Source organism: Paenibacillus sp. P32E (genome assembly GCF_001909085.1).
Classification (GTDB): domain Bacteria; phylum Bacillota; class Bacilli; order Paenibacillales; family Paenibacillaceae; genus Paenibacillus_AQ; species Paenibacillus_AQ helianthi.
Window position 1 is genome coordinate 176,751 of record NZ_LVYY01000003.1, and the last position, 19,373, is coordinate 196,123.

20 protein-coding genes, 1 pseudogene and 1 other annotated feature are annotated in these 19,373 nt (G+C 49.5%); of the genes and pseudogenes, 9 read left to right on the plus strand and 12 right to left on the minus strand.

Going from position 1 to position 19,373, the window contains the following annotated elements; all coding sequences use genetic code 11:
• The first annotated feature begins 240 nt into the window (after positions 1–240).
• Together lipA and A3848_RS04750 are read left to right on the plus strand one after the other, a co-directional pair.
• Positions 241–1,143 carry a lipoyl synthase gene (gene lipA / locus A3848_RS04745; protein ID WP_256702154.1) on the plus strand — a complete coding sequence of 301 codons (903 nt, stop codon included), beginning with the start codon at positions 241–243 and terminating at the stop codon, positions 1,141–1,143.
• Positions 1,144–1,619: 476 nt separating this feature from the next.
• A complete protein-coding gene (locus A3848_RS04750; protein WP_074083802.1) occupies positions 1,620–2,216 on the plus strand; it encodes a YutD family protein in 597 nt (198 codons plus the stop codon).
• A gap of 611 nt (positions 2,217–2,827) precedes the next feature.
• Here A3848_RS04750 and A3848_RS04755 read toward each other — a convergent pair.
• The 4 genes from A3848_RS04755 to ylbJ form a co-directional block, all read right to left on the minus strand.
• Complete coding sequence (locus A3848_RS04755) at positions 2,828–4,288, minus strand: S41 family peptidase (protein WP_074083803.1); 1,461 nt, start codon at positions 4,286–4,288, stop codon at positions 2,828–2,830.
• 26 nt (positions 4,289–4,314) lie between these two features.
• Positions 4,315–5,490 carry a copper amine oxidase N-terminal domain-containing protein gene (locus A3848_RS04760; protein ID WP_074083804.1) on the minus strand — a complete coding sequence of 392 codons (1,176 nt, stop codon included), beginning with the start codon at positions 5,488–5,490 and terminating at the stop codon, positions 4,315–4,317.
• 199 nt (positions 5,491–5,689) lie between these two features.
• On the minus strand, positions 5,690–6,493 hold the full coding sequence (locus A3848_RS04765; RefSeq protein WP_074083805.1) for an NAD kinase: 804 nt from the start codon (positions 6,491–6,493) through the stop codon (positions 5,690–5,692).
• A gap of 85 nt (positions 6,494–6,578) precedes the next feature.
• Positions 6,579–7,835 (minus strand): sporulation integral membrane protein YlbJ, encoded by a 1,257-nt coding sequence (ylbJ, locus tag A3848_RS04770; RefSeq protein ID WP_074083806.1) that lies wholly within the window; start codon positions 7,833–7,835, stop codon positions 6,579–6,581.
• A 404-nt stretch (positions 7,836–8,239) separates the two neighbouring features.
• On the opposite strand from ylbJ, the gene A3848_RS04775 reads away from it, so the two are divergent.
• Together A3848_RS04775 and A3848_RS04780 are read left to right on the plus strand one after the other, a co-directional pair.
• Positions 8,240–8,623 carry a globin domain-containing protein gene (locus A3848_RS04775; RefSeq protein WP_074083807.1) on the plus strand — a complete coding sequence of 128 codons (384 nt, stop codon included), beginning with the start codon at positions 8,240–8,242 and terminating at the stop codon, positions 8,621–8,623.
• Positions 8,624–8,644: 21 nt separating this feature from the next.
• Positions 8,645–9,358 (plus strand): DUF2225 domain-containing protein, encoded by a 714-nt coding sequence (locus A3848_RS04780; RefSeq protein ID WP_074083808.1) that lies wholly within the window; start codon positions 8,645–8,647, stop codon positions 9,356–9,358.
• Positions 9,359–9,459: 101 nt separating this feature from the next.
• Here A3848_RS04780 and A3848_RS04785 read toward each other — a convergent pair whose 3' ends face one another.
• Together A3848_RS04785 and A3848_RS04790 are read right to left on the minus strand one after the other, a co-directional pair.
• Positions 9,460–9,690 carry a hypothetical protein gene (locus tag A3848_RS04785; protein WP_074083809.1) on the minus strand — a complete coding sequence of 77 codons (231 nt, stop codon included), beginning with the start codon at positions 9,688–9,690 and terminating at the stop codon, positions 9,460–9,462.
• A complete protein-coding gene (locus A3848_RS04790; protein WP_074083810.1) occupies positions 9,687–9,851 on the minus strand; it encodes a YycC family protein in 165 nt (54 codons plus the stop codon). Before A3848_RS04790 ends, A3848_RS04785 begins: the two co-directional genes overlap by 4 nt.
• Before the next feature lie 131 nt (positions 9,852–9,982).
• Here A3848_RS04790 and A3848_RS04795 point away from each other — a divergent pair, with 131 nt between their 5' ends.
• Entirely contained in the window at positions 9,983–11,782 is a 1,800-nt protein-coding gene (locus A3848_RS04795; protein ID WP_074083811.1) for a M3 family oligoendopeptidase, read from the plus strand.
• Positions 11,783–12,092: 310 nt separating this feature from the next.
• Positions 12,093–12,503 carry an O-methyltransferase gene (locus A3848_RS04800; protein ID WP_074083812.1) on the plus strand — a complete coding sequence of 137 codons (411 nt, stop codon included), beginning with the start codon at positions 12,093–12,095 and terminating at the stop codon, positions 12,501–12,503.
• A 117-nt stretch (positions 12,504–12,620) separates the two neighbouring features.
• On the opposite strand, the gene A3848_RS04805 is transcribed toward A3848_RS04800, so the two are convergent.
• The gene (locus tag A3848_RS04805) at positions 12,621–12,857 is read right to left on the minus strand and encodes an alpha/beta-type small acid-soluble spore protein (protein ID WP_074083813.1); all 237 of its coding nucleotides are present in this window, start codon (positions 12,855–12,857) and stop codon (positions 12,621–12,623) included.
• 101 nt (positions 12,858–12,958) lie between these two features.
• Positions 12,959–13,933 carry an aldose 1-epimerase gene (locus A3848_RS04810; RefSeq protein ID WP_074083814.1) on the minus strand — a complete coding sequence of 325 codons (975 nt, stop codon included), beginning with the start codon at positions 13,931–13,933 and terminating at the stop codon, positions 12,959–12,961.
• A gap of 132 nt (positions 13,934–14,065) precedes the next feature.
• Positions 14,066–14,309, plus strand: a binding site (T-box leader).
• Between the two features lie 57 nt (positions 14,310–14,366).
• Between A3848_RS04810 and trpS the strand changes: the two genes are divergently transcribed.
• Positions 14,367–15,356, plus strand: coding sequence for a tryptophan--tRNA ligase (gene trpS, locus A3848_RS04815; protein ID WP_074083815.1), 990 nt, complete (start codon positions 14,367–14,369; stop codon positions 15,354–15,356).
• Here the strand turns inward: trpS and A3848_RS04820 are convergent.
• Positions 15,353–15,547, minus strand: coding sequence for a hypothetical protein (locus tag A3848_RS04820; RefSeq protein WP_074083816.1), 195 nt, complete (start codon positions 15,545–15,547; stop codon positions 15,353–15,355). The two genes, trpS and A3848_RS04820, sit on opposite strands and share 4 nt — an antisense overlap.
• 142 nt (positions 15,548–15,689) lie before the next feature.
• On the minus strand, positions 15,690–16,694 hold the full coding sequence (locus A3848_RS04825) for a metal-dependent hydrolase (RefSeq protein ID WP_074083817.1): 1,005 nt from the start codon (positions 16,692–16,694) through the stop codon (positions 15,690–15,692).
• A 259-nt stretch (positions 16,695–16,953) separates the two neighbouring features.
• On the opposite strand from A3848_RS04825, the gene cyoE reads away from it, so the two are divergent.
• Both cyoE and A3848_RS04835 read left to right on the plus strand, forming a co-directional pair.
• Positions 16,954–17,886: a heme o synthase gene (gene cyoE / locus A3848_RS04830; RefSeq protein ID WP_074083818.1), complete on the plus strand. Its 933-nt coding sequence runs from the start codon at positions 16,954–16,956 to the stop codon at positions 17,884–17,886.
• Between the two features lie 13 nt (positions 17,887–17,899).
• Positions 17,900–18,520 carry an SCO family protein gene (locus tag A3848_RS04835; RefSeq protein WP_143192100.1) on the plus strand — a complete coding sequence of 207 codons (621 nt, stop codon included), beginning with the start codon at positions 17,900–17,902 and terminating at the stop codon, positions 18,518–18,520.
• Between the two features lie 139 nt (positions 18,521–18,659).
• Here A3848_RS04835 and A3848_RS04840 read toward each other — a convergent pair whose 3' ends face one another.
• On the minus strand, positions 18,660–19,016 hold the full coding sequence (locus A3848_RS04840; protein WP_074083819.1) for a DNA primase: 357 nt from the start codon (positions 19,014–19,016) through the stop codon (positions 18,660–18,662).
• A gap of 201 nt (positions 19,017–19,217) precedes the next feature.
• A pseudogene (locus tag A3848_RS32785) lies at positions 19,218–19,292 on the minus strand (YjcZ family sporulation protein); the annotation flags it as partial.
• Between the last annotated feature and the right edge of the window lie 81 nt (positions 19,293–19,373).

Sequence of the window (19,373 nt, forward strand, 5' to 3'; positions counted from 1 at the left end):
CTTTCCTGTTGGAACGTGCAGCTAAAAGCGGTACGCAGTATCGGTGCTCCGGAATCATCAGCTTGGATAAGGACGGCGTAGCCGTTTCTACTTGTAGAGTGAAGCAAATGGGCTTATTTTATCCATCCTTGCCCAAAGGTTCACAAAAACAGGCAAATGGCCCTTGCACATGCTATAATATGAGGCAGCAAACTTTAATGGATGCAACTAAATATTCAGGCGAAAGCGGGGTTCTTCACTTTGACTAATCGGACAGCCAAACAACCCAAGCCAGACTGGATCAAGATCAAGTTAACGACGGGTGAACATTATCAGGAAATTAAAGGCATGATGCGCTCCAAAACTCTACATACCGTATGTGAGGAAGCGCGATGCCCGAATATCTATGAATGCTGGGCTAACCGCACGGCTACTTTTATGATACTGGGTGACATTTGTACCCGGGCCTGCCGGTTTTGTGCCGTAAATACAGGTCTGCCTACGGAGCTCGATCTTTTGGAGCCGGAGCGTGTGGCTGAGGCTGCCGAGGGCATGCAACTGAAACATTGTGTGGTCACGAGCGTGGCCCGTGATGATCTGAAGGATGGCGGTGCACAGATTTTTGCCGAGACCGTAGCTGCAATCCGTAAGCGCCTTCCGCTGTGCAGTGTAGAGGTGCTGATACCGGATTTTCTGGGCGACCGGGACAGTCTTGAAATTGTAATGAACAGTCGTCCGGATATACTGAACCACAATATTGAGACGGTAGAGCGGATGTCTGACCGAGTGCGGGCGCGGGCCAAATACCGCCGTTCCCTGGAACTGCTGGGCAGAGCCAAGGAGATGAAGCCGGACATCCCAACCAAATCCAGCATTATGCTTGGCGTTGGCGAGGAATGGGATGAGATTTTGCAGGCGATGGATGACCTGCGGTCGGTGGATTGTGATATATTGACATTGGGCCAATACCTGCAGCCTTCACCAAAGCATCTGAACGTGGAGAAATATTATACTCCTGAGGAATTCGCCCAGCTCAAGGAGGAGGGGCTGAAGCGCGGCTTCAGCCATGTGGAGTCCGGCCCGCTGGTGCGCAGCTCTTATCATGCGCATGAGCAGGTGAAGTCCGCTACCGCTGCCCGTGAAGAGCGTTCCGTTTCTTTATAAGCTCTTACAAATTTGCGCAGCAAATTTGTCCCGTGACGGAGTCACAGTTAATGTTTAGTCTTTAGTCTTTAGTCTTTTAGTCTTTTAGTCTTTAGTCTTTAGTCTTTTAGTCTTTTAGTCTTTTAGTCTTTAGTCTTTAGTCTTTTAGTCTTTTAGTCTTTTAGTCTTTTAGTCTTTTAGTCTTTAGTCTTTAGTCTTTTAGTCTTTAGTGAAGTGGGTCGTTGTGGAGAGTTGGAGCGCAGCAATCAACTTGCTTTTGATTTTTGCTGCCACCTCCCGCGTTGAGGGAGTCATGGAGAGGGATTTTGGAATTGGAGGAGCGCCAGCGTCCGCCTTTGTCTGCAGATTTCAACCGCTTATTGCGGTTCAATCAGAGAAATCTGCAGACAACAGCGGCCGGAAATCCAAAAACCCGCGGAATGACGGCCATCAACGCCCCCCCTCTTAGTTTAATTTGAAAGGCAGGCGACAAACGCTTGATCGTTATAGGTGGAAAGGGCTACGAGCTCGTATTGGATCATAAGGATGGCTGGAACCCGGAGGCATTTCGCGGAAGATACAGTGAAGTGCTGGACAGGTACGATTACATTATCGGGGATTGGGGCTATAGCCAATTACGCCTGAAGGGCTTTTACCGGGATAACCACCCGAAGGTGAATAGGGATACCGCCATTTCAGGTATGGTGGATTACATTAATGAATACTGCAACTTTGGCTGTGCCTATTTTGTGCTCCACAAGCTGAAGGAAATGCCGAAAGAAGGCACCTTCAAGGATATTCTGATCAAAGAAATTCCTGAGCCTGGAATGGAGGATGAACTTGAGCAGGCTGCGGTAGAACCAGCTGTAACTGCAAGGGTTCTCCGGGAGCATGTCTCCAAGCCTTCTTCCAATTCTAATCCGGCAGCCCGTGACAAGAACATGGGCGGGGCACCCAAAGAGAACGGAGCGAAAGACAGACCCGTTCGTGAGCATCAAAGCCGGAATCACCGCAATAAAGAAAGTCAGGGCAGAAGAAACAACAAGGATTCCCAGGGCAGACCACCGCAAAACCAGCCCCAGAATCCTTCCTAAGATCATTAAGAAATACACAAAAAGGTGTCGCAGCAGCCAGCTCTGAACTGGCTTCCGTGACACCTTTTTAAATGAAAAAATATGGTCTGTATGTTTATAGATGATGTTGCTTTTCTAATGGGTATGATGGAAATAGTACTTGTTTGCAAGGAACTTCAAGAGCGAGCAAATTGGAATTAGTGAACTTAAATTTACTCAAGAGCGATCCGTAAGCGGTGCGAGTTGGAATAAGTATACTTAATACAGACGAATTCACCTGTAATAGTGCGAATCGGCCAGATTAGATGTACTTTTTCCCACTATTGCTTGTTTTGGAGCGGGATAGGGAGGATTAAGTTCACTTTTTCCACTTGAGCTTGCCCCCAAAGACGAAGACGGCCAAGCAACTACTGGCGAAGCGCAGGTTCACTAAGCTAGCGGGAACTCCCAGCCCCCGCTCTAACTACTCCCAGCCTCAGCCCCAGCTCCCAGCCTTTAACCTCAACCTCATCCCAGCACCTAGCCCCACGCCCAACCTCATCCCAGCATCCAGCCCTGCTACAGCTCCCCGAGACCAGAACGGCTGTGCTATCCAGTTAAGGATGGCACAGCCGTTCTGGTCTTGATCCGGTTTACTTTGCGGTTAACTTCAATTGTTTCTGTGCTGCATTGTAGCTCCATACCAGGGACGGGAACTTATGCTGAAAGGCTTTTACATCAATAAAGGTTTCGTTGTCCTGCGACAGCGCCTCTTTGGTGGTCACGGAGAACCCGGATACTTTACCGGCGCCGTTTGTAACCAGAACTTTCTTGTTCTTGGCATCCCAGGATACTTCGCTCTCCATCAGTGCAGCCAGGACGCGTGAGGAAGCGTAGATCGTATTTCCTTGCTTGATCAATCCGACATTTCCGGCAAAAGGAATGCCGTTCAGATCGAGAATGTGATTGTCTCCTGCAGCACTAATACTGGTCATTCCCGCAATTTGCAGGGCGGTGATCAGCTGTGCCGTCTTGCCTTGGACCTCAATATCAGGGGACAACCCGATATGATTGAAATCCTCTTTGCTTGGAGTTAAGTATTTCTGTGTGGTCAGCTTCAGTTCGGCTCCATTAGATACGGGAAGCAGACTCTGAATCCGCGCTTTGCCGTAAGAGCGTGTACCTACGACCGTAGCCAGCTTGTTGTCCCTCAAAGCACCGGTCAGCGCTTCAGAAGCACTGGCGCTGTTTTCGTTCGTCAGCACTACAACCGGCACCCCGATTTTACTGCCATCTGTAATGGCTACTGGTGTCAAAACACCGCTTTGATCCGAGGTGTACATCATAATGCCCTTGGCCATGAATTTGGAGGCAATATTATAGGCTGAATCCATGTAGCCGCCTGGATTGTTCCGTAGATCGAGCACCATGGATTTCATACCTGCGGCACGCATTTTGCCGAGAACGGCGGTGAACTCTTCATCGGCGGTTTGCGTGAAACCGTCGATAGAGATGTAGGCAATCTTATCTCCGAGCATTTTACCTTTGACTGAGGTTGAAGCGATATCGCTGCGGACAACGATGTAAGATTTGACCATTCCGTTTCTGCTCACGAGCAGAGTTACTTTAGAGCCTGCTGCACCGCTCAGCTCGTCACCTTCGGTATCTTCGATTTTGACACCATCAATTTTGAGGATCGAATCTCCGCGCTTAAGCCCGGCTTTCTCTGCTGGTGAACCGGCCATAACTTCTTCAATATACAATTCTTTGGCGGTGTACATCATTCTGACGCCGATACCGACATATTCGAGATCGACCTGTTGGCTGAACTTTGCAGCCTCGTCCTTGTCGAAGTACTGGCTGTAGGGATCATCCAGTGTATTTACCATGCCGTCAATAGCTCCGCGGATCAGTGTATCCTGGTCCACTCCCTCAATATTGTATTTCTCCAGATTCTGCATAATTTCATTAATAAGGTCCGTACCCGTTGCCGCTTGCGTATTGTCTGTGCCCGTGGCAGCCTGAGAACTGTCCGCCAGAGCAGCTGGAGCAAGAATAAGAGATACTGCCAGACAGCCACTAAGGACTGAGGTCATTAACTTGCCTGATTTCATGATTGCATACACCCTTTTTTATATGATTAGTTTGAAGTATTACTGCCCATTAGATAAGAGTCATCAACAGTCCATAGACCGCCGCTGGATTTGGAGAAAACATAAACAGAAGATTGGGTTTGGCTTTCAGCTGAATCGGCTTCTTTAATAGTGTACTCCACATATACGGCAGCCTCATCCGCAGAGTAATAGAAGACATTTGAGCTATTCAGCGTGTAGACCAGGTTGTAGCCTTTAAAATATTCAGTCAGATTCTCCTTCAGGGCAGCTTCATGATCTTTCCCATAAGTGGTCTGTGCAATCAAGCCATCGATATCCTTGGCGTTTCTTGCCGCATAATATTTGCTTAGGCTGTCCTTGATGGCGGCAGCATCGTGATCAGGAAGGACCGCAGCTGTCTTCCCTTGTTCAGGAGTAAGCAGAACGGTGCTGTCTTGGGATTCGGAGCTTTCAATCTTCCATACACCATTCTTGCGAACAAGCGTGTTCAGGTATTCTACCTGCGCATCCGGCAGATAGCGGCCGCCCTTGCGCACAGATTTTTCTACAGTATGCACGATGGCTTCATTGCCCTGAATGCTTAAGATATCCACACTTTCGATGGTGTTGACCATATCATATGATTTGAAGTATTCCTTCATATTGTCGATCGACTCGGTCTGGTCCGAATGGTAAGCTACGAGCGAATAGTATCCTGCCGCATTTTCAGAATTAAGATACTCATTGGACAAATGAATAAGGTCAGTAATTTCCTTCTCATCTTTCGCAGTGTCCACGGAGGTGAGGATCGTCACACTTCTGCTGGTCTTATCCCAGATCGCTGAACCGCCGGTAGCTTCAGCCACGAACCGTAAGGGTATGTATGTAGTGCCTTGGCTGGAGACCGGAGCGGTGGCTAGTTTCTTGACTAGACCATTTACTGTTGCCCGGTTACTGCCGATTTTGAGGGTGACTTCCAGATTGCTGCTTGTCCCGGTGACCGTTCCGGTTTTTGCATCCCAGAGCACCTTCATCCCCAGCTTTTCAAAAATGACCCGAAAAGGGACAAGTACAGAATTGTTCTTCAGATAAGGAGAACCGGCGGTGAAAGCAACGTTGCTTCCATTAATGTTGACTGTAATCGGTTTGTCTGCGGCAAAAGCAGGTACCGCCAGCATCAAGGCCAGCAGGCTTATGCCCATGAAGGATAAAAATTTCTTCAATAATGGTTCTCTCCTTTAAATAACAACTCTTTGTAAAATAGGTTCATTATACCATCGGAAATTTCTTGCTGTCTATCCAATCATGTAAGCTTAGTTAAAGCATGACAAAGCCGGAGATGCAGCGTCGTCTCCGGCTTTGGCTTTACGGGAAGGCTGCTCTATCCGAACAGACGAAATCCCTGTATTTTGCTGAAATATGCTAGATCAGGAAAGCTTCACGGACCCGGTTCCAAAATGGAAAAGGGCGGTACCTGGCAAAGCTGATTTTTTTGTCGGATACCTGGCAGCGCACGGAGATCAGGTCATCAACAGGAATGTTGTTGTGGTCAATGGTTAGCAGCAGCCGCTGGTCCTTACGCGAGAAAATATCGCAGTGATGGTGCTTCGGCAGCAGCAGAGGAGATCCCATTGTGCGGAAGACCCGGTTGTTGATGGAGGCAATTTCCGCAATCTGCAGGGCTTCTATGGAAGGATGCACCATCGCACCGCCGAGGCTTTTGTTGTAGGCAGTGCTGCCTGACGGTGTGGACACACACAGACCATCCCCGCGGAACATTTCGAATGTCACATCATTGATGTCAATCTGAATGACTACCGTTCCGTCTACACCCTTCAGGGTGAACTCATTCAAGGCAATATGAGAGGTGGAGCCGGATTTCTTGTGGATCTCTAGCTCAAGCAGCGGATATTTGACCATGCGTGGCTTCTGGGGCTCCGAGGTGCCAATCCCACACATGTAATCAATCAGAGTAGGCAGTTCGTCTGCCTTCCAGTCCGCATAGAATCCTAAATGTCCAGTATGGACGCCCACAAAAGACAGATTGGGGATCTGATCGATAAAAGTGTGAAAGGCGTGCAGCATCGTGCCGTCCCCGCCAATCGAGATCACGATTTCCGGAGACTTCGCATCCAGCTCCAGATTCCGTTCCGCTGCCAGCTTGTGAAATTGCTCCGCAAGTTTGATGGACAGTTCGTCCCCGCGGTCCAGAACATAATATCTCAAGATGTATAAGCTCCTTTGTATGTTTCAGTCATACACCGATCATAATCAATCTGGACCCGGAACACAATATTTGAAGTGGTAAAAGTCACAGCCTCCGTCCAAAGCGCGGAATACGGCGGATGAGGAGAACCAGGAGAGAGAGCAGCAGGGCTGTGCCCAGAAGTACCCCAAGCCAGCTCATACTGCTGGCCAAGCCGGACAGCGGGGAGGCAAAACCGGCGACGGCAGGAGTGGCACTATAGCCAGTTGAGAGGCCCGAACGGACCACGGGGTTCCAGAGCAAAAGTACGAGTCCCGTAGACAAGAACGCATGCACCAGCCTGGCAGCCATAAAGGGCAGATAGCGAAGCCCTGTTCCATTCAGGATGCTGGCAACCTGAGCGTGGACGGATAAGCCGCCCCAGGAGAGTACACAGGCTGCGGCGGCTACCTTGTATTGTAGCGGGACCGAATCGGCCGCTGAGCCGGCAGAGCGGGCACCCAGCGTCACTTCGAAGAGGCCGCTGACGAGAGCCCGGGACAGGTCAGCCGGGAACCCCGCCCAGGTCAAAAGTCCCTCGGTAACGCTGATGAGTGCGGACATGATTCCGGCACGGGACATCAGCTCCATCAGCACATTGAAGAATACCACCAGGCCGCCTACCACAATAATGAGCTGCAGCGAAGCTTGAACGGCTCCCTTCAGCAACTCTCCGAGGCTTCGTCCATCCCTGCGTCTTGCTTCTGCCATAGAACGAAGAGCCAGGCGGATTCTCCCGGTATCTCTGTCGTCAGAAGCCTCCGGAAGGTTGGAGGCAGGAGAAGTTACGGGAACGGTGGCATTCTCGCGCCGGCCGTGAAAAGACATCAGAAGTCCTACTAAGAAGCCGCCTCCGTAATGGGCCAGCGCAAGGATAAGTCCCAGAGAAGCATCATGAAAGAACCCTACGGAGACCGCGCCCAGCAGAAAAATCGGGTCGGAGGAAGTGGTAAAAGCCACGAGCCGTTCGCCTTCTACACGGTTCAGCAGTTCCTGTTCACGCAGCTTTGCGGTTAATCTGGCGCCAACAGGGTATCCTGATACATAACCCATAGCCGCGACAAAGCCTCCACTGCCGGGAATATTGAAGAGTGGACGCATGAGCGGGTCGAGCAGAGCCCCGAACAGATGAACTACACCGAAGCCCAGCATCATTTCGGATATCACGAAAAAGGGAAAAAGCGAGGGGAACAGCACGTCCCACCAGACGGTAAGCCCGCGTACGGCTGCATCCAGAGAGCTTGCCGGATTCAGCAGCAGGAGCATCATACATCCGGCAAGGAGGACACCCAACAGCAGGCCGTAGTTTTTTTTCAGAATCATCGGCAACGCCTCCCGGTATATGGATAAATGTATGCGAAAAGAGGGACAAACAGCACAAAAAAATTCAGAAAGCGGTTACACTTGGATGTGCTTTTTGACTGAAATTATGGTAATATAAAATTAATTAATGCACACCTTATTAGGGATGGAGTGATGGTGATGAGTGTAGTTGCCGGAGTTCTGGTTTGTGCTTTTGTATATGTTATCCGGGTCTCTCTTGTCCCACCTGGTGATGAGGAATTTCGGACCTATTAAATACTCTAGGCGCTAAACCATGGTTTAGCGTCTTTTTTCTGTGGGTAAGCTTCACAATATGTTACTTACGGCAGGATAACCGGGCAGCGTAAATTTTGGTATAATAAAAAAGCCGTTACATGAATACGGAAGAAAGCTGGTAACCGCCGATGAATCCAAACGACAGCTTATATGACAACCTGGGAGGCGCAGAGGGTTTGCACCGGCTGGTAGAGGTTTTTTATGCCAAGGTGCAGCTTCATCCGCAGCTCGGCCCTTTGTTCCCGGCAGATATTACTCCTGTCCTGGAGAAACAGTATCAATTCCTGAGTCAATTTTTTGGTGGACCCACACTCTATTCTGAGCTGCATGGACATCCGATGATGAGGGCAAGGCATATGCATGTCCCGATTACCCCGGAGCGTGCGGAAGAGTGGCTGGCTTGTATGAAAGAGGCGCTAGAGGAAACGGGTGTGGAGGAGCCGCTGCGTTCATTTGTATTAAGCCGGCTTGCGGGTCCTGCACATCATTTTGTCAACATGCCCCAGGAGTAACGCGTAGTTGATCGTGAAAGGATGAGGGCATTGCCGGATTTGATACCTTTATACACTATTAAAGTAATCTGCTGCAACTGTGAGAAAGAATTTATAACCTCAAGAGTTCGTCCCAGCCTCAAAAAAGCAATTCGCCGTGATGCAGATTTCTGCTCTTACTACAAGGATGAGAACCCGGATTATTACGTCGTGCGCGTCTGCCCGGCCTGCGGTTTTGCCTCTACGGAGAATTCTGCGGACAAGCTCGCTGACTGGCAGCGCAAGTCTTTCGGTGATCAGGTGGGCAGCCGCTGGATTTCCCGGGACTTTGGTGATAAACGCAGCTGGGAGATTGCACTTGAGACCTATAAGCTTGCATTGATCTGTGCCCAGAGCATCAAGGATAAGGACCGGATTATTGCCAGTCTTTTGCATCATATTGCCTGGATGTACCGGTATCAAGGGGATACTGCGCAGGAGCAGCGTTTCTTGCGTTATTCGCTCGACATGTATATTAAGGTCTTTGAAAATGATGGCATTGGCGGTAACGATGCCCGTCTGATGTACCTGATTGGTGAGCTGAACCGCCGCATCGGCGAATTTTCAAACGCAGTGAAATGGTTTTCGCGTCTGATCAATGACCAGAAGATTATGGATGCTGCGATGATCCGGGCGGCCCGGGAGCAGTGGGCTCTTTTGCGTGAACAGATGAATGGGGGAGAATTAAGTCCGGACGGATTATCGTCGGGTACATAAGGAGTATCTGCTGGACATCACTAAAAAAGGCACAGGAAGCTTCTCCTGTGCACCTGTTAAGCTATAGTCAACGGAAAAATGCAGCGGTCTGTGCTGAATGATCAGCGGACAGACCGGTCAAAGAGCAGGTAATCGGCGTCGTTGTCGATTACAGTCAGGCTGGTCTTACAGCAAGGGAAGACCAGCAGCCTTTTTTTGCCGTCCCGGACAAGCTGCAACTCGTCCGGTTTCATAGGCAGAAGTACGTTCTCCTTGTCGCAGAACGGACAGTACTGCACATACATGTCTCCTAAAGTGATGTCATAAGGCCAGGTATGGCTGAAGGGTATCATTGTTCGCCCTTCTCGGCTGTGTCTTCACTCTGCTTCTTGGATAGCTCCGCGATCTTTTGCAGCAAGATATGTTGAGGCATATGCATCAGGTGTTCCAGTGGAACACCGAGTTGTTTAGATAATGTAATCGCCGTTTCCGGTGAAATCTGCAATGGCTTCATGGGGATGTCCTCCTTAATAAATAGGGTTGGCGGTACTTCAGGGCATTCTTGCCCGTATTTGAATTCACTTTACCATGGCTGCAGGCCAAATACAAAGAAAACCAAATGTTAGTAAAGGAAGGGGAAACGAAATGAAACAACCTTTATCATTGACCTGGGAACTGGATTCTATATTTCCGGGAGGATCTGCTTCACCGCAGTTTGAGAGCTTTTTGAAAAAGCTGGAGACCGACATCCAGGTTCTAGGACAGCAGGTTGCAGAGTCAGCTTCACCTGTAAATGTCGAATCGACCCGTGCGCTGGATGAATTTATAGCATTGCTGCAGAGCTGTTCCGGCCGTCTGGTTCAGGCTTCGGAATTTGCCGGATGCCTGGGTGCGCAGAATCAGCAGGACAAGGGCGCTGTACGGCTGTCCTCCAAGGTTACGGGCCTTCGTGCAGGCTTCGAGGGCGTCAGTTCCAAGTTCGACAATGTGCTGCGGCAAACCCCCGATGATGTATGGAGCGAGTGGATGGCCCGCCCGGAAATTGCGCCACTGGAGTTTGTTCTCAGTGAGAGCCGCGACTTAGCCCGTGAGAAAATGAGTCCGGAACTGGAGGGACTCGCGCTTAAGTTGGCTGTTGACGGTTATCATGGCTGGAGCGAGCACTACGAAACGATTGTGAGCTCCATACAGATCCCATATGAGGATAAAGAGGGGGCCAAGCTGCTGTCCGCCGGACAGGCCTTCAACAAGCTGGATGATCCCGACCCTAAGGTGCGGGAGATCATGTTCCGCAAATGGGAAGAAGCCTGGGCCGGTGCGGCCGACTATTGTGCAGACACCCTCAATCACCTGGCTGGCTTCCGTCTGAATCTGTATCAAGGCCGTGGCTGGGAGAATGTGCTCAAGGAGCCGCTGGGCATTAACCGCATGTCAGGAGCATCACTGGATATGATGTGGGACGTGATTACCAAAGCCAAACCGGCACTGGTCTCTTACTTAAACCGTAAAGCCAAGCTGCTCGGGCTTGAATCTCTGGCCTGGGTAGATGTAGATGCACCGGTAGGGAAGTCCTCCGGCAAAATCCCCTACGATCAGGCAGCAAAAGACATTGTAACGCAGTTTCGCAAATTCAGTCCGAAGCTGGCTGATTTTGCCGAACGCGCTTTCGACAGCAATTGGATTGAGGTGGAAGACCGACCAGGTAAACGCCCAGGCGGATTCTGTGTATCCTTTCCGGAAAGCAAGGAATCCCGCATTTTTATGACCTATAGCGGCACCCCATCCAATGTGTCGACCCTGGCTCATGAACTTGGGCATGCTTATCATTCCTATCTGCTGGAAGATCTTCCTCTGTTCAATCAGAACTATGCTATGAATGTGGCAGAGACCGCTTCAACCTTCGCAGAGGTCATTGTAGCCGATGCCCAAGTTAAGGCTGCAGCAAGCAGCGAGGAGAAAATTGCCCTGCTTGAAGCGAAAATCCAGAACAGTGTGGCCTTCTTCATGAATATCCACGCCCGCTTTTTGTTTGAAACCCGTTTTTATGAGAAGCGTAAGCAGGGGCTGGTGAATGCCGAAGAATTGTCGGAGCTGATGGTAGAAGCCCAGAAGGAAGCCTACTGCGGAATTCTGTCTGAATATCATCCGCATTTCTGGGCAGCCAAGCTGCATTTCTATATTACGGATGTGCCATTCTACAACTTCCCATACACCGTTGGCTACATGTTCAGTACAGGATTGTACCGGCTTGCCCTCCAGGAAGGTGCATCTTTCGCCGATAAATACGACAGTTTGCTGCGTGATACAGGTATCATGACCCTAGAGGATTTGGTGTCGAAGCATCTGGGTGTGGATTTGACGAAGCCCGATTTCTGGCAAGGTGCAACAGATTTGATTACTGCAGATATTAACGAATTCTTGAGAATGACAGAACATTCAGCCTAAAAGTTTGTCAGAACCAAGGCGTTTCATCTTTTTGCAGGCAAAAAACGAGGTTCGAACACCTTGTATTAATACGCAAAAACCCCTTTTTAGGGGTTTTTTTGTGTTGAAATACTGTCGAAATTAGACGATTGATAGAAGGAAATATACGATAAAACAATGAAATTTACGCATATATAGGGATAAACACCCAATTATGTTGAATAATGTTGAACGCTTGTACTAGGTGGCCTATAATGAGCCTAAAGCCTTATATAAGGGCTGCTAGAAAGTGAAAATAACATGAGCTTACAAAACTTTTAGGGGGAGACACATGCTGAGAACGGAACAACTATCACTGGCAAGACAGATTGATTTGGTGTTTAAGGAACTGCAGGAGGAATTGTCAGGACTGTCTTCCGGCACGGTTTTTGTGCAAATCAGAAATAACGTCATTGGGAAGTTCGGGATCCGCCATAATCCGCTGGCAGGTCGCAGTGGGGCTTTTGAGGAAGAACAAGAGGGGCTAACCGTTGGACAACAGTCTGCGTTCCGGCTTATGGCTCTGGAAAGCCTGAAATTTAAACGGCGCTGGACGCACGGTGAAATCAGCTATGAATTTGCCGTCCGTCAGGGAATGGTGGTTGTTGATGCCACACTCGAATCCAACTATAACATGGCCAATCTGTTGATCCGCTATCCACGCAATGTTCATGCCGACAAGTCCGATCAATTCTACGGCTAAGATATACATAGATCTGCACAAGCAAAAGCCCTCTTGCGTCTCGGTGAGAGGCGTAAGAGGGCTATAAAGCGGGTCCGCTTAGGCATTCAGCCTGGCGGGATACTTATGATAAGGCTGTTACTGCGAACGACCGGACAATTGTTGCTCTGCCAGCTGCACCAGACGTTTGGTGATATATCCTCCCAAAGAACCGGTTTCGCGGGAAGTGTAGTTCCCATAATAACCGTCAGCTGGGATAGTTACTCCAAGCTCCTGTGCTGCTTCATATTTCAATTGCTGCAGGGCTGCATTTGCTTGAGGAACGACTAGGTTATTGGAACGGCTACCACGACCTTGTTGACTTGCTTGACCCATGTTTGTTCACCTCCTTCGCCCGTTGTGAAGATAGTATGAGCGCTAGGAGATGAATTCATGCACGGTTCAGGAAGGTTTCGAGGATGGTAATTATATGAAAGTTAGAGTTCGGGATAGATGATTTCAAGAAGGCTTGAAACCGCAAGAGTTTGGCCTGGTTTTAAGGTAATTATGCCTGTGAAGGAAGAATCTTTGTCCAGGTTGGGTGCATCGGGAAGCCAGGTATAGGGCTCAATACAGAGAAATTGGTCTGCTGTTCCTTTGGTATATATCACCCAGTGGCGGAAGAATTCCTTGTCTGCGGTATATCGAAGCCCATAGCCGTCATTCCGCATCAGTACAGCTTCCGCAGACTGCTCATCTCCAATTCGCAGTACGGTGTCCAGATTTGTACCCGCCAGTTCCATGCCTTGATTCAGAGCTTCAAGCTCACCTAAAGGCAGCAGATTGCCGCTGGTCAGCAGTTCATTGTTCAATTCATAGACACTTTGGACGGGCAGCTCAAGCTTCCAGCGATCCGGCTCGCCATCTATCATAAACCAGGTGTGGTACCCCATTCCAAAAGGGATATTCTTGTCTCCCAGATGTGAAACCTTGAGCGTTTGCTTGAAACGGGCATCCTGCAAACGGAATGTCATCTCAAACTTTAAAGGGACGGGAAATTGCTCCATCCATCGGGGATCGTCCGCAGTATTGAATTCTGTAGTCACTGCGCAGCCTTCCTCGTCTTCTTCAATATCGCTTACACACCAGGATTGCGCGCGGTGCAGGCCATGAATATGGTGTCCTCCTGCTGAATTCGGCTCGAACTGATAGCTTGTGCCTTCGAATTGGAATTGTCCCTCACGGATACGTCCGGGAGGAATCAGTAGGGGCATGCCAAAATGATAAGGCTTCTGCAGGTAAAAGGATAGGTCGCTCTCCTCGGGCCTGCGCAGAATTTCACGGTTTTCCTTACGGTCCCACAACGAAATGACGTTGTTACCCAGTCGCGGCAAAAGCGTGACTTCCAGCTCACGGCTATGCAAAATATAGGTATCATAACCGCCCCACTGCCCTTTGGTCACCTGTTTCATGAAATGTATGCTCCTTTAATGTAACTGTAATCGAAAGACACGAATACCCTTATCATACCAGATTTATATACAGGGGTTAAGTCATTTGACAACTTCCCCAGTTCGCTCTATGATGGATGCATTCATGAACATGACAATGCGATGACAGGGACAAGTAAGCGGAAGAAGCACCTTCAGAAAGCCGGTGGTTGATGCGAACCGGTGGGGCACTTCAGGCTGAATGGACCCTGGAGCGCCGCGTTCGAACAGGTTTGGGACCTTAGTAGACCGGCCGGCTCTTCCCCGTTAACGGAAGTCAAGGCTGCTTGATACATCTCTTTTTGGAAGAGACTGCTGGCGGCGAATAAGGGTGGTACCACGGTCTCACGTCCCTTGCGGATGTGGGGCCTTTTTGTGTGCTGCCGGAAGTAAAAACATAATCGGAGGGAATAAGATGGCTAAAAAAGTATTGTCCGGCATTCAGCCGAGCGGTTCACTGACTCTGGGGAACTACATTGGTGCGATCAAAAATTTCGTTAAGCTGCAAGAAGAGCATGAGTGCTACTTTATGGTTGTGGATCTTCATGCCATTACGGTCTCCCAGGACCCTGCTGCACTGAGGGAGAATTCAGAATCAGTAGCGGCTCTGTACCTGGCGGCAGGGATTGATCCCGCGATTTCCAATGTCTATATGCAGTCCCATGTACAGCAGCACGCAGAGCTGGGCTGGATTATAACTACCTTAACCGCAATGGGCGAGCTGGAGCGGATGACACAGTTCAAGGATAAGTCTTCCGGCAAGGACTCTGTAGGCGCGGGTCTGTTCGTATACCCGTCACTGATGGCGGCTGACATTCTGATTTACAATGCTGACCTGGTACCCGTCGGGGAAGACCAGAAGCAGCATCTGGAGCTGACACGCGATTTGGCGGGACGTTTTAACCACCGTTTTGGTGAATTCTTCACGGTTCCAGAGCCTTACATTCCAGAAGTTGGCGCACGTATAATGTCACTGGATGACGGCACCAAAAAGATGAGCAAAAGCAATCCGAATCCTGGCAGCTATATCGCTCTGCTGGATCCGCCGGATGTTATACGCAAAAAAATAAGCCGTGCCACAACGGACTCCGGCCGTGAGGTGATCTTTGATCCGGCGACCAAGCCTGAGATCAGCAACCTGATGAGTATTTACGCTGAATGCTCCGGAATGACGCTTCAGCAGATTGCTGACCGTTACGAGGGCCAAATGTATGGAGGCTTCAAAAAAGATCTGGGTGAGGTTTTGGTAGCTACGCTTGAGCCTCTGCAGCAGAAATACCACGAGATCCGCAGTTCGGGCGCGCTGACTGACATTCTTGCTGAAGGCGCGGAACGTGCGCGTAATGTGGCCGCTCAGACGCTTGCTGGTGTTAAAGAGCGAATGGGCTTTCTGCCGCTGCGCTAAGAGGGCTGCTGTGATTTAGTCTCTGCCTTGCGTCTCAGACGGGCTTTGAGGATAAAACCCCAGCCAATATTCGCAATGCATAACACACCCAGCAGCAGAGCCAGCCAGATATTAGTGCTGATGGAGATGGATGCTGCGGTAAGAAGAAGAATGGAAGAGCACGCGAACCAGAGGGACAAGCCTTTGCCCATATAACGTCAGCCTTCTTTCTGTTGAAGTGAATATAGATTTGAAGCATAGCAGACTCTTGAAAATTTACCCGCTGCGTAGTTCTGAGCAGCGGGATTTTTAATGCCAAAACTAATGAAAACGCTTTATGGTGATTGTGATAGTCTAAAGCTTCATCGAACCGGGGTCAATAGCAAAACGTTCATCGAGCTTTTCACTGCTCAGCCAGCCAACATAAGTGTTAAGGGGTTGGTACTCATTGTCCATGACCAGCACGGCAACGAACGGGAATTGCTTACGGTGTAAATAACGTACATCTCCCCAGCGTACAATATATCCAGAGGCCACTTGCTCGACCTCGGCTACGGCATAGGAGGTAAAGTATAGAAAAGCCTGAATATCGGGATGGTTTTTGGAATGCTCAACGGCGGGGTGAGTGGAGCACACCGCATGCTTGAACCATTCGAGCCGTCCGCTGTTCAGAAGTCCGATATTATAGCTGCCGTCCGGTTTGGCTTTGACGACATTCCAACGCGTCGGTGAGATGGTCGGAATTACGAAATACCGTTCACCTGGGCTGTGATGGATATCTTTGTTCTTCAGATTTCTTGTCAACCGGGCATGCACCACTGTCCGCCAAATATAATAAAGCGCGATGCAGGCATACAGGGTAACAAATAATGGGGCCGGTGGAACAAGTCCGCTGATCCAGAGGATAATGGCCGCCGCATGGCTGCCGAATATAAACGGATCAAAGATATGGATAATGTTCCAGGCGATCCATTTTTCTGTGAAAGGACGTGCGGCCTGGGTACCATAGGTGTTGAACAGGTCTGTAAATACATGAACAGCTACGCCGATAAAGCTCCACATGGCGATATGGCTCAGGTGATGAAGATCTGCGAACCCAAAGACGGGTCCGATGACCAGTGTAATCAAGGCAGGCCACAGGAGTAAAAACGGCAGTGAGTGAGTGATTCCCCGGTGGTTACGGATATACAGCGCATTGTTTTTGAGGCGCAGCGCAGTATCGGCATCCGGGGCCTGAGAGGCCAATACGGTAGCGATCATGACCGCACCGGCTAATGTTGGCTGGGAAGCAACGACGGGATCAACAAAGGACAGTCCGGCAAGTCCCAGGCCCATAACGAAATGTGTAGCGGTATCCATTGGTCAGATCTCCTTTGTACGGAAGTTCTCTATTAATATCTACCCAATTTGACGTCCAGTTATTTAGGGGGTGTAAAATAAATATCGTCACGCAATTGTCAAATTGATGAACATCTTGGTCAATGATTGTCAAACTCTTTCTCTGTTTGTTATGATAAAGTTAACAGCAGAGTGAATAATGTTCTCAACTAAGAACGTTAAAAATCGGTTTTATGCTCCAGTGGAACGTAGAAGTCCCTTAGAAGGAGGAACACCAAACGTGGACAATCAATTGAGATATCAGGCTTCTTCAGATTCCGCAGCGCTGTCTGCCAAATCACCGAAGGAAGGTGCCAGCTGGCGCGACTTCATTACGGTGACGAAACCAGGCATTATCCGCTCGAATCTTATCGCTGCTTTTGCAGGATACTGGGTGGCTTCCGGCTGGGATGTGCAGTATGGACGGCTCATTCTGACTTTGCTCGGCACCATGCTGGTCATGGCTTCTGCCTGCGTGTTCAATAATTATTTCGACCGTGATCTGGATATGAAAATGGAAAGAACACGTGAACGCGGGCTGCCGACAGGAAGACTGAAGCCAGGTGTTGTGCTTGCATATGCCATAGGGCTTGGGATAGCCGGTCTCGCGGTGTTGTTTGCCTTTTGTGGCATACTGGCCGGATTATTCGGCATCGTCGGCATGTTTGTCTATGTAGTAGTTTACACCCTTTGGCTCAAAAGAACATCTACATGGAGCACTTCGGTAGGTGCAATTTCAGGCGCAATGCCTCCAGTTATCGGGTATGTTGCTGTAACGGGGACAGTCGATCTCGGGGCCTGGCTGCTGTTCGCAATGCTGTTTCTCTGGCAGCCGCCGCATTTCTGGGCGCTTGGCATCCGCCGCAAGGAAGAGTACAGAGCGGCTGGATTTCCGCTCCTGCCTGTAGTCAAAGGCACCCGGCGGACCAAATTCCAAATGATTCCTTATGTGGCGCTGCTTCTGCCGATTCCTGTACTGATGTATGCTTACGACTATGCGGGGATTTTTTACCTCATTATCTCTGCAGGTTTGTCCCTCGCCTGGCTGTACTTGACCCTGAAGGGATTCCGGGCGAAGGATGATGATGCGTGGGCGAAACAGAACTTCTTTTTCTCCATTAATTACCTGACAGTCAGTCTGATTGTGCTTGTGCTGAATACGATCCACGGCTAAGGGGGAGTGTCCTGTGCAGACCTTGAAACGCTACAAGTGGACCTGGCTGATGCTGCTCTTGGCCTTAGGTCTGGCTATTTATCTGGCTGTGATCTCGTTAGGCGGCAGGAATGATAAGCTGCCTGTAATCGGTGAAGTGCAGGACTTCTCGCTTGAAAATGTGGATGGCCGGCAAATCACACTGGCAGACACGGAGGGAAAGCCGAGACTGGTGTATTTCTTCTTCACGGAATGCCCGGATGTGTGTCCCATTACCACCTTTATGCTGTCACAGACTCAGGATTTGCTGATTAAGGATGGCAGCTTCGGCAAGGATGTGGAATTCGTCTCCATTTCCTTTGATCCCAAGAATGACACACGTGAAGCAATCAAGACGTTCGCTGACCGTTTTCATGCGGACTACAGCGGCTGGTATTTCCTTCGCGGCGATCAAGAGCAGGTCCGCAATCTGGCGGCCGACTCCTTCAAGGTGCTGATTTACGGGGACAACAAGGATAATTTTGCCCATGCGAATCTGATTGGTCTGGTGGACCGCCACAACCGGCTCCGGGGACTCTACGATGCAGGAGAAACGGAGAACGTGACACCGGAATTTTTGGCAGGCGAACTGAAGAAATTGATTGGGGAAAAATAAAATGCATTGAAAATAACGCCTTGTTCACTTCTTGCGTGAGACGCAGGAAGTGAACAAGGCGTTATTTGGGTTGTTGGAGAACTACGGTAACCGGTTCTTTGTAATGCCGAAGCTAGCAACGACAGCTTGTCCTGTACGCTTACGTTTCCATGTAAGGAAATGGCTCTGGATAAATAATGAACTCCTCAAGTCCTGCCTTTTCCAGTTGAGTGATATTGTATTCATCGGGGGTTCCTTCCACTCCGGCATAGCCTTTACGGGTATAAATATGAACGGCATCCGGGAAAGCATCACGCAGGATACCGCGGATTTTTTTGCCTGAGCTGTCATTGTCCATGTACAGGTATACCTCTCCGTCGCCTATTCTGCGCCGCAGCGTCTCCAGCTTCAGTGTGTTTAGAGTGCCGAATGTGCATTGGATGTCAATCTCTGGCGCCAGCAGCCGCCGTAATCTGCTGCGGTCGTTTTTACCTTCAACGATGATAGTGATGGACATATACGGTCATCCTTCCCCCGTGGTGATGTGTCTATGTCGATATTTTACCTAAAAGTCGTCATTATATCAGCGATTTATTTGTTACACAATCTATAAGATGAATTTTCATTCCCCGGGAAATGTCGTAAAAAGAAACAATCACCCGGATGTAAAAGAGCCGGGTGATCGGGGGATTTGTCATTTCGGCAAATGCGGACAAACTTAGAATATTCCGGCACTGAGGATGATTACCAGCAGAATGTAGAGTACCAGAATGGTTCCTGTAGAAGTCCAGAATACAGGAGCTACGGGAGCGGGATTGGGGCCCGGACAGAAAGCACCATAGGGTTTGTATATTAGCCTACCCACATCATTCAG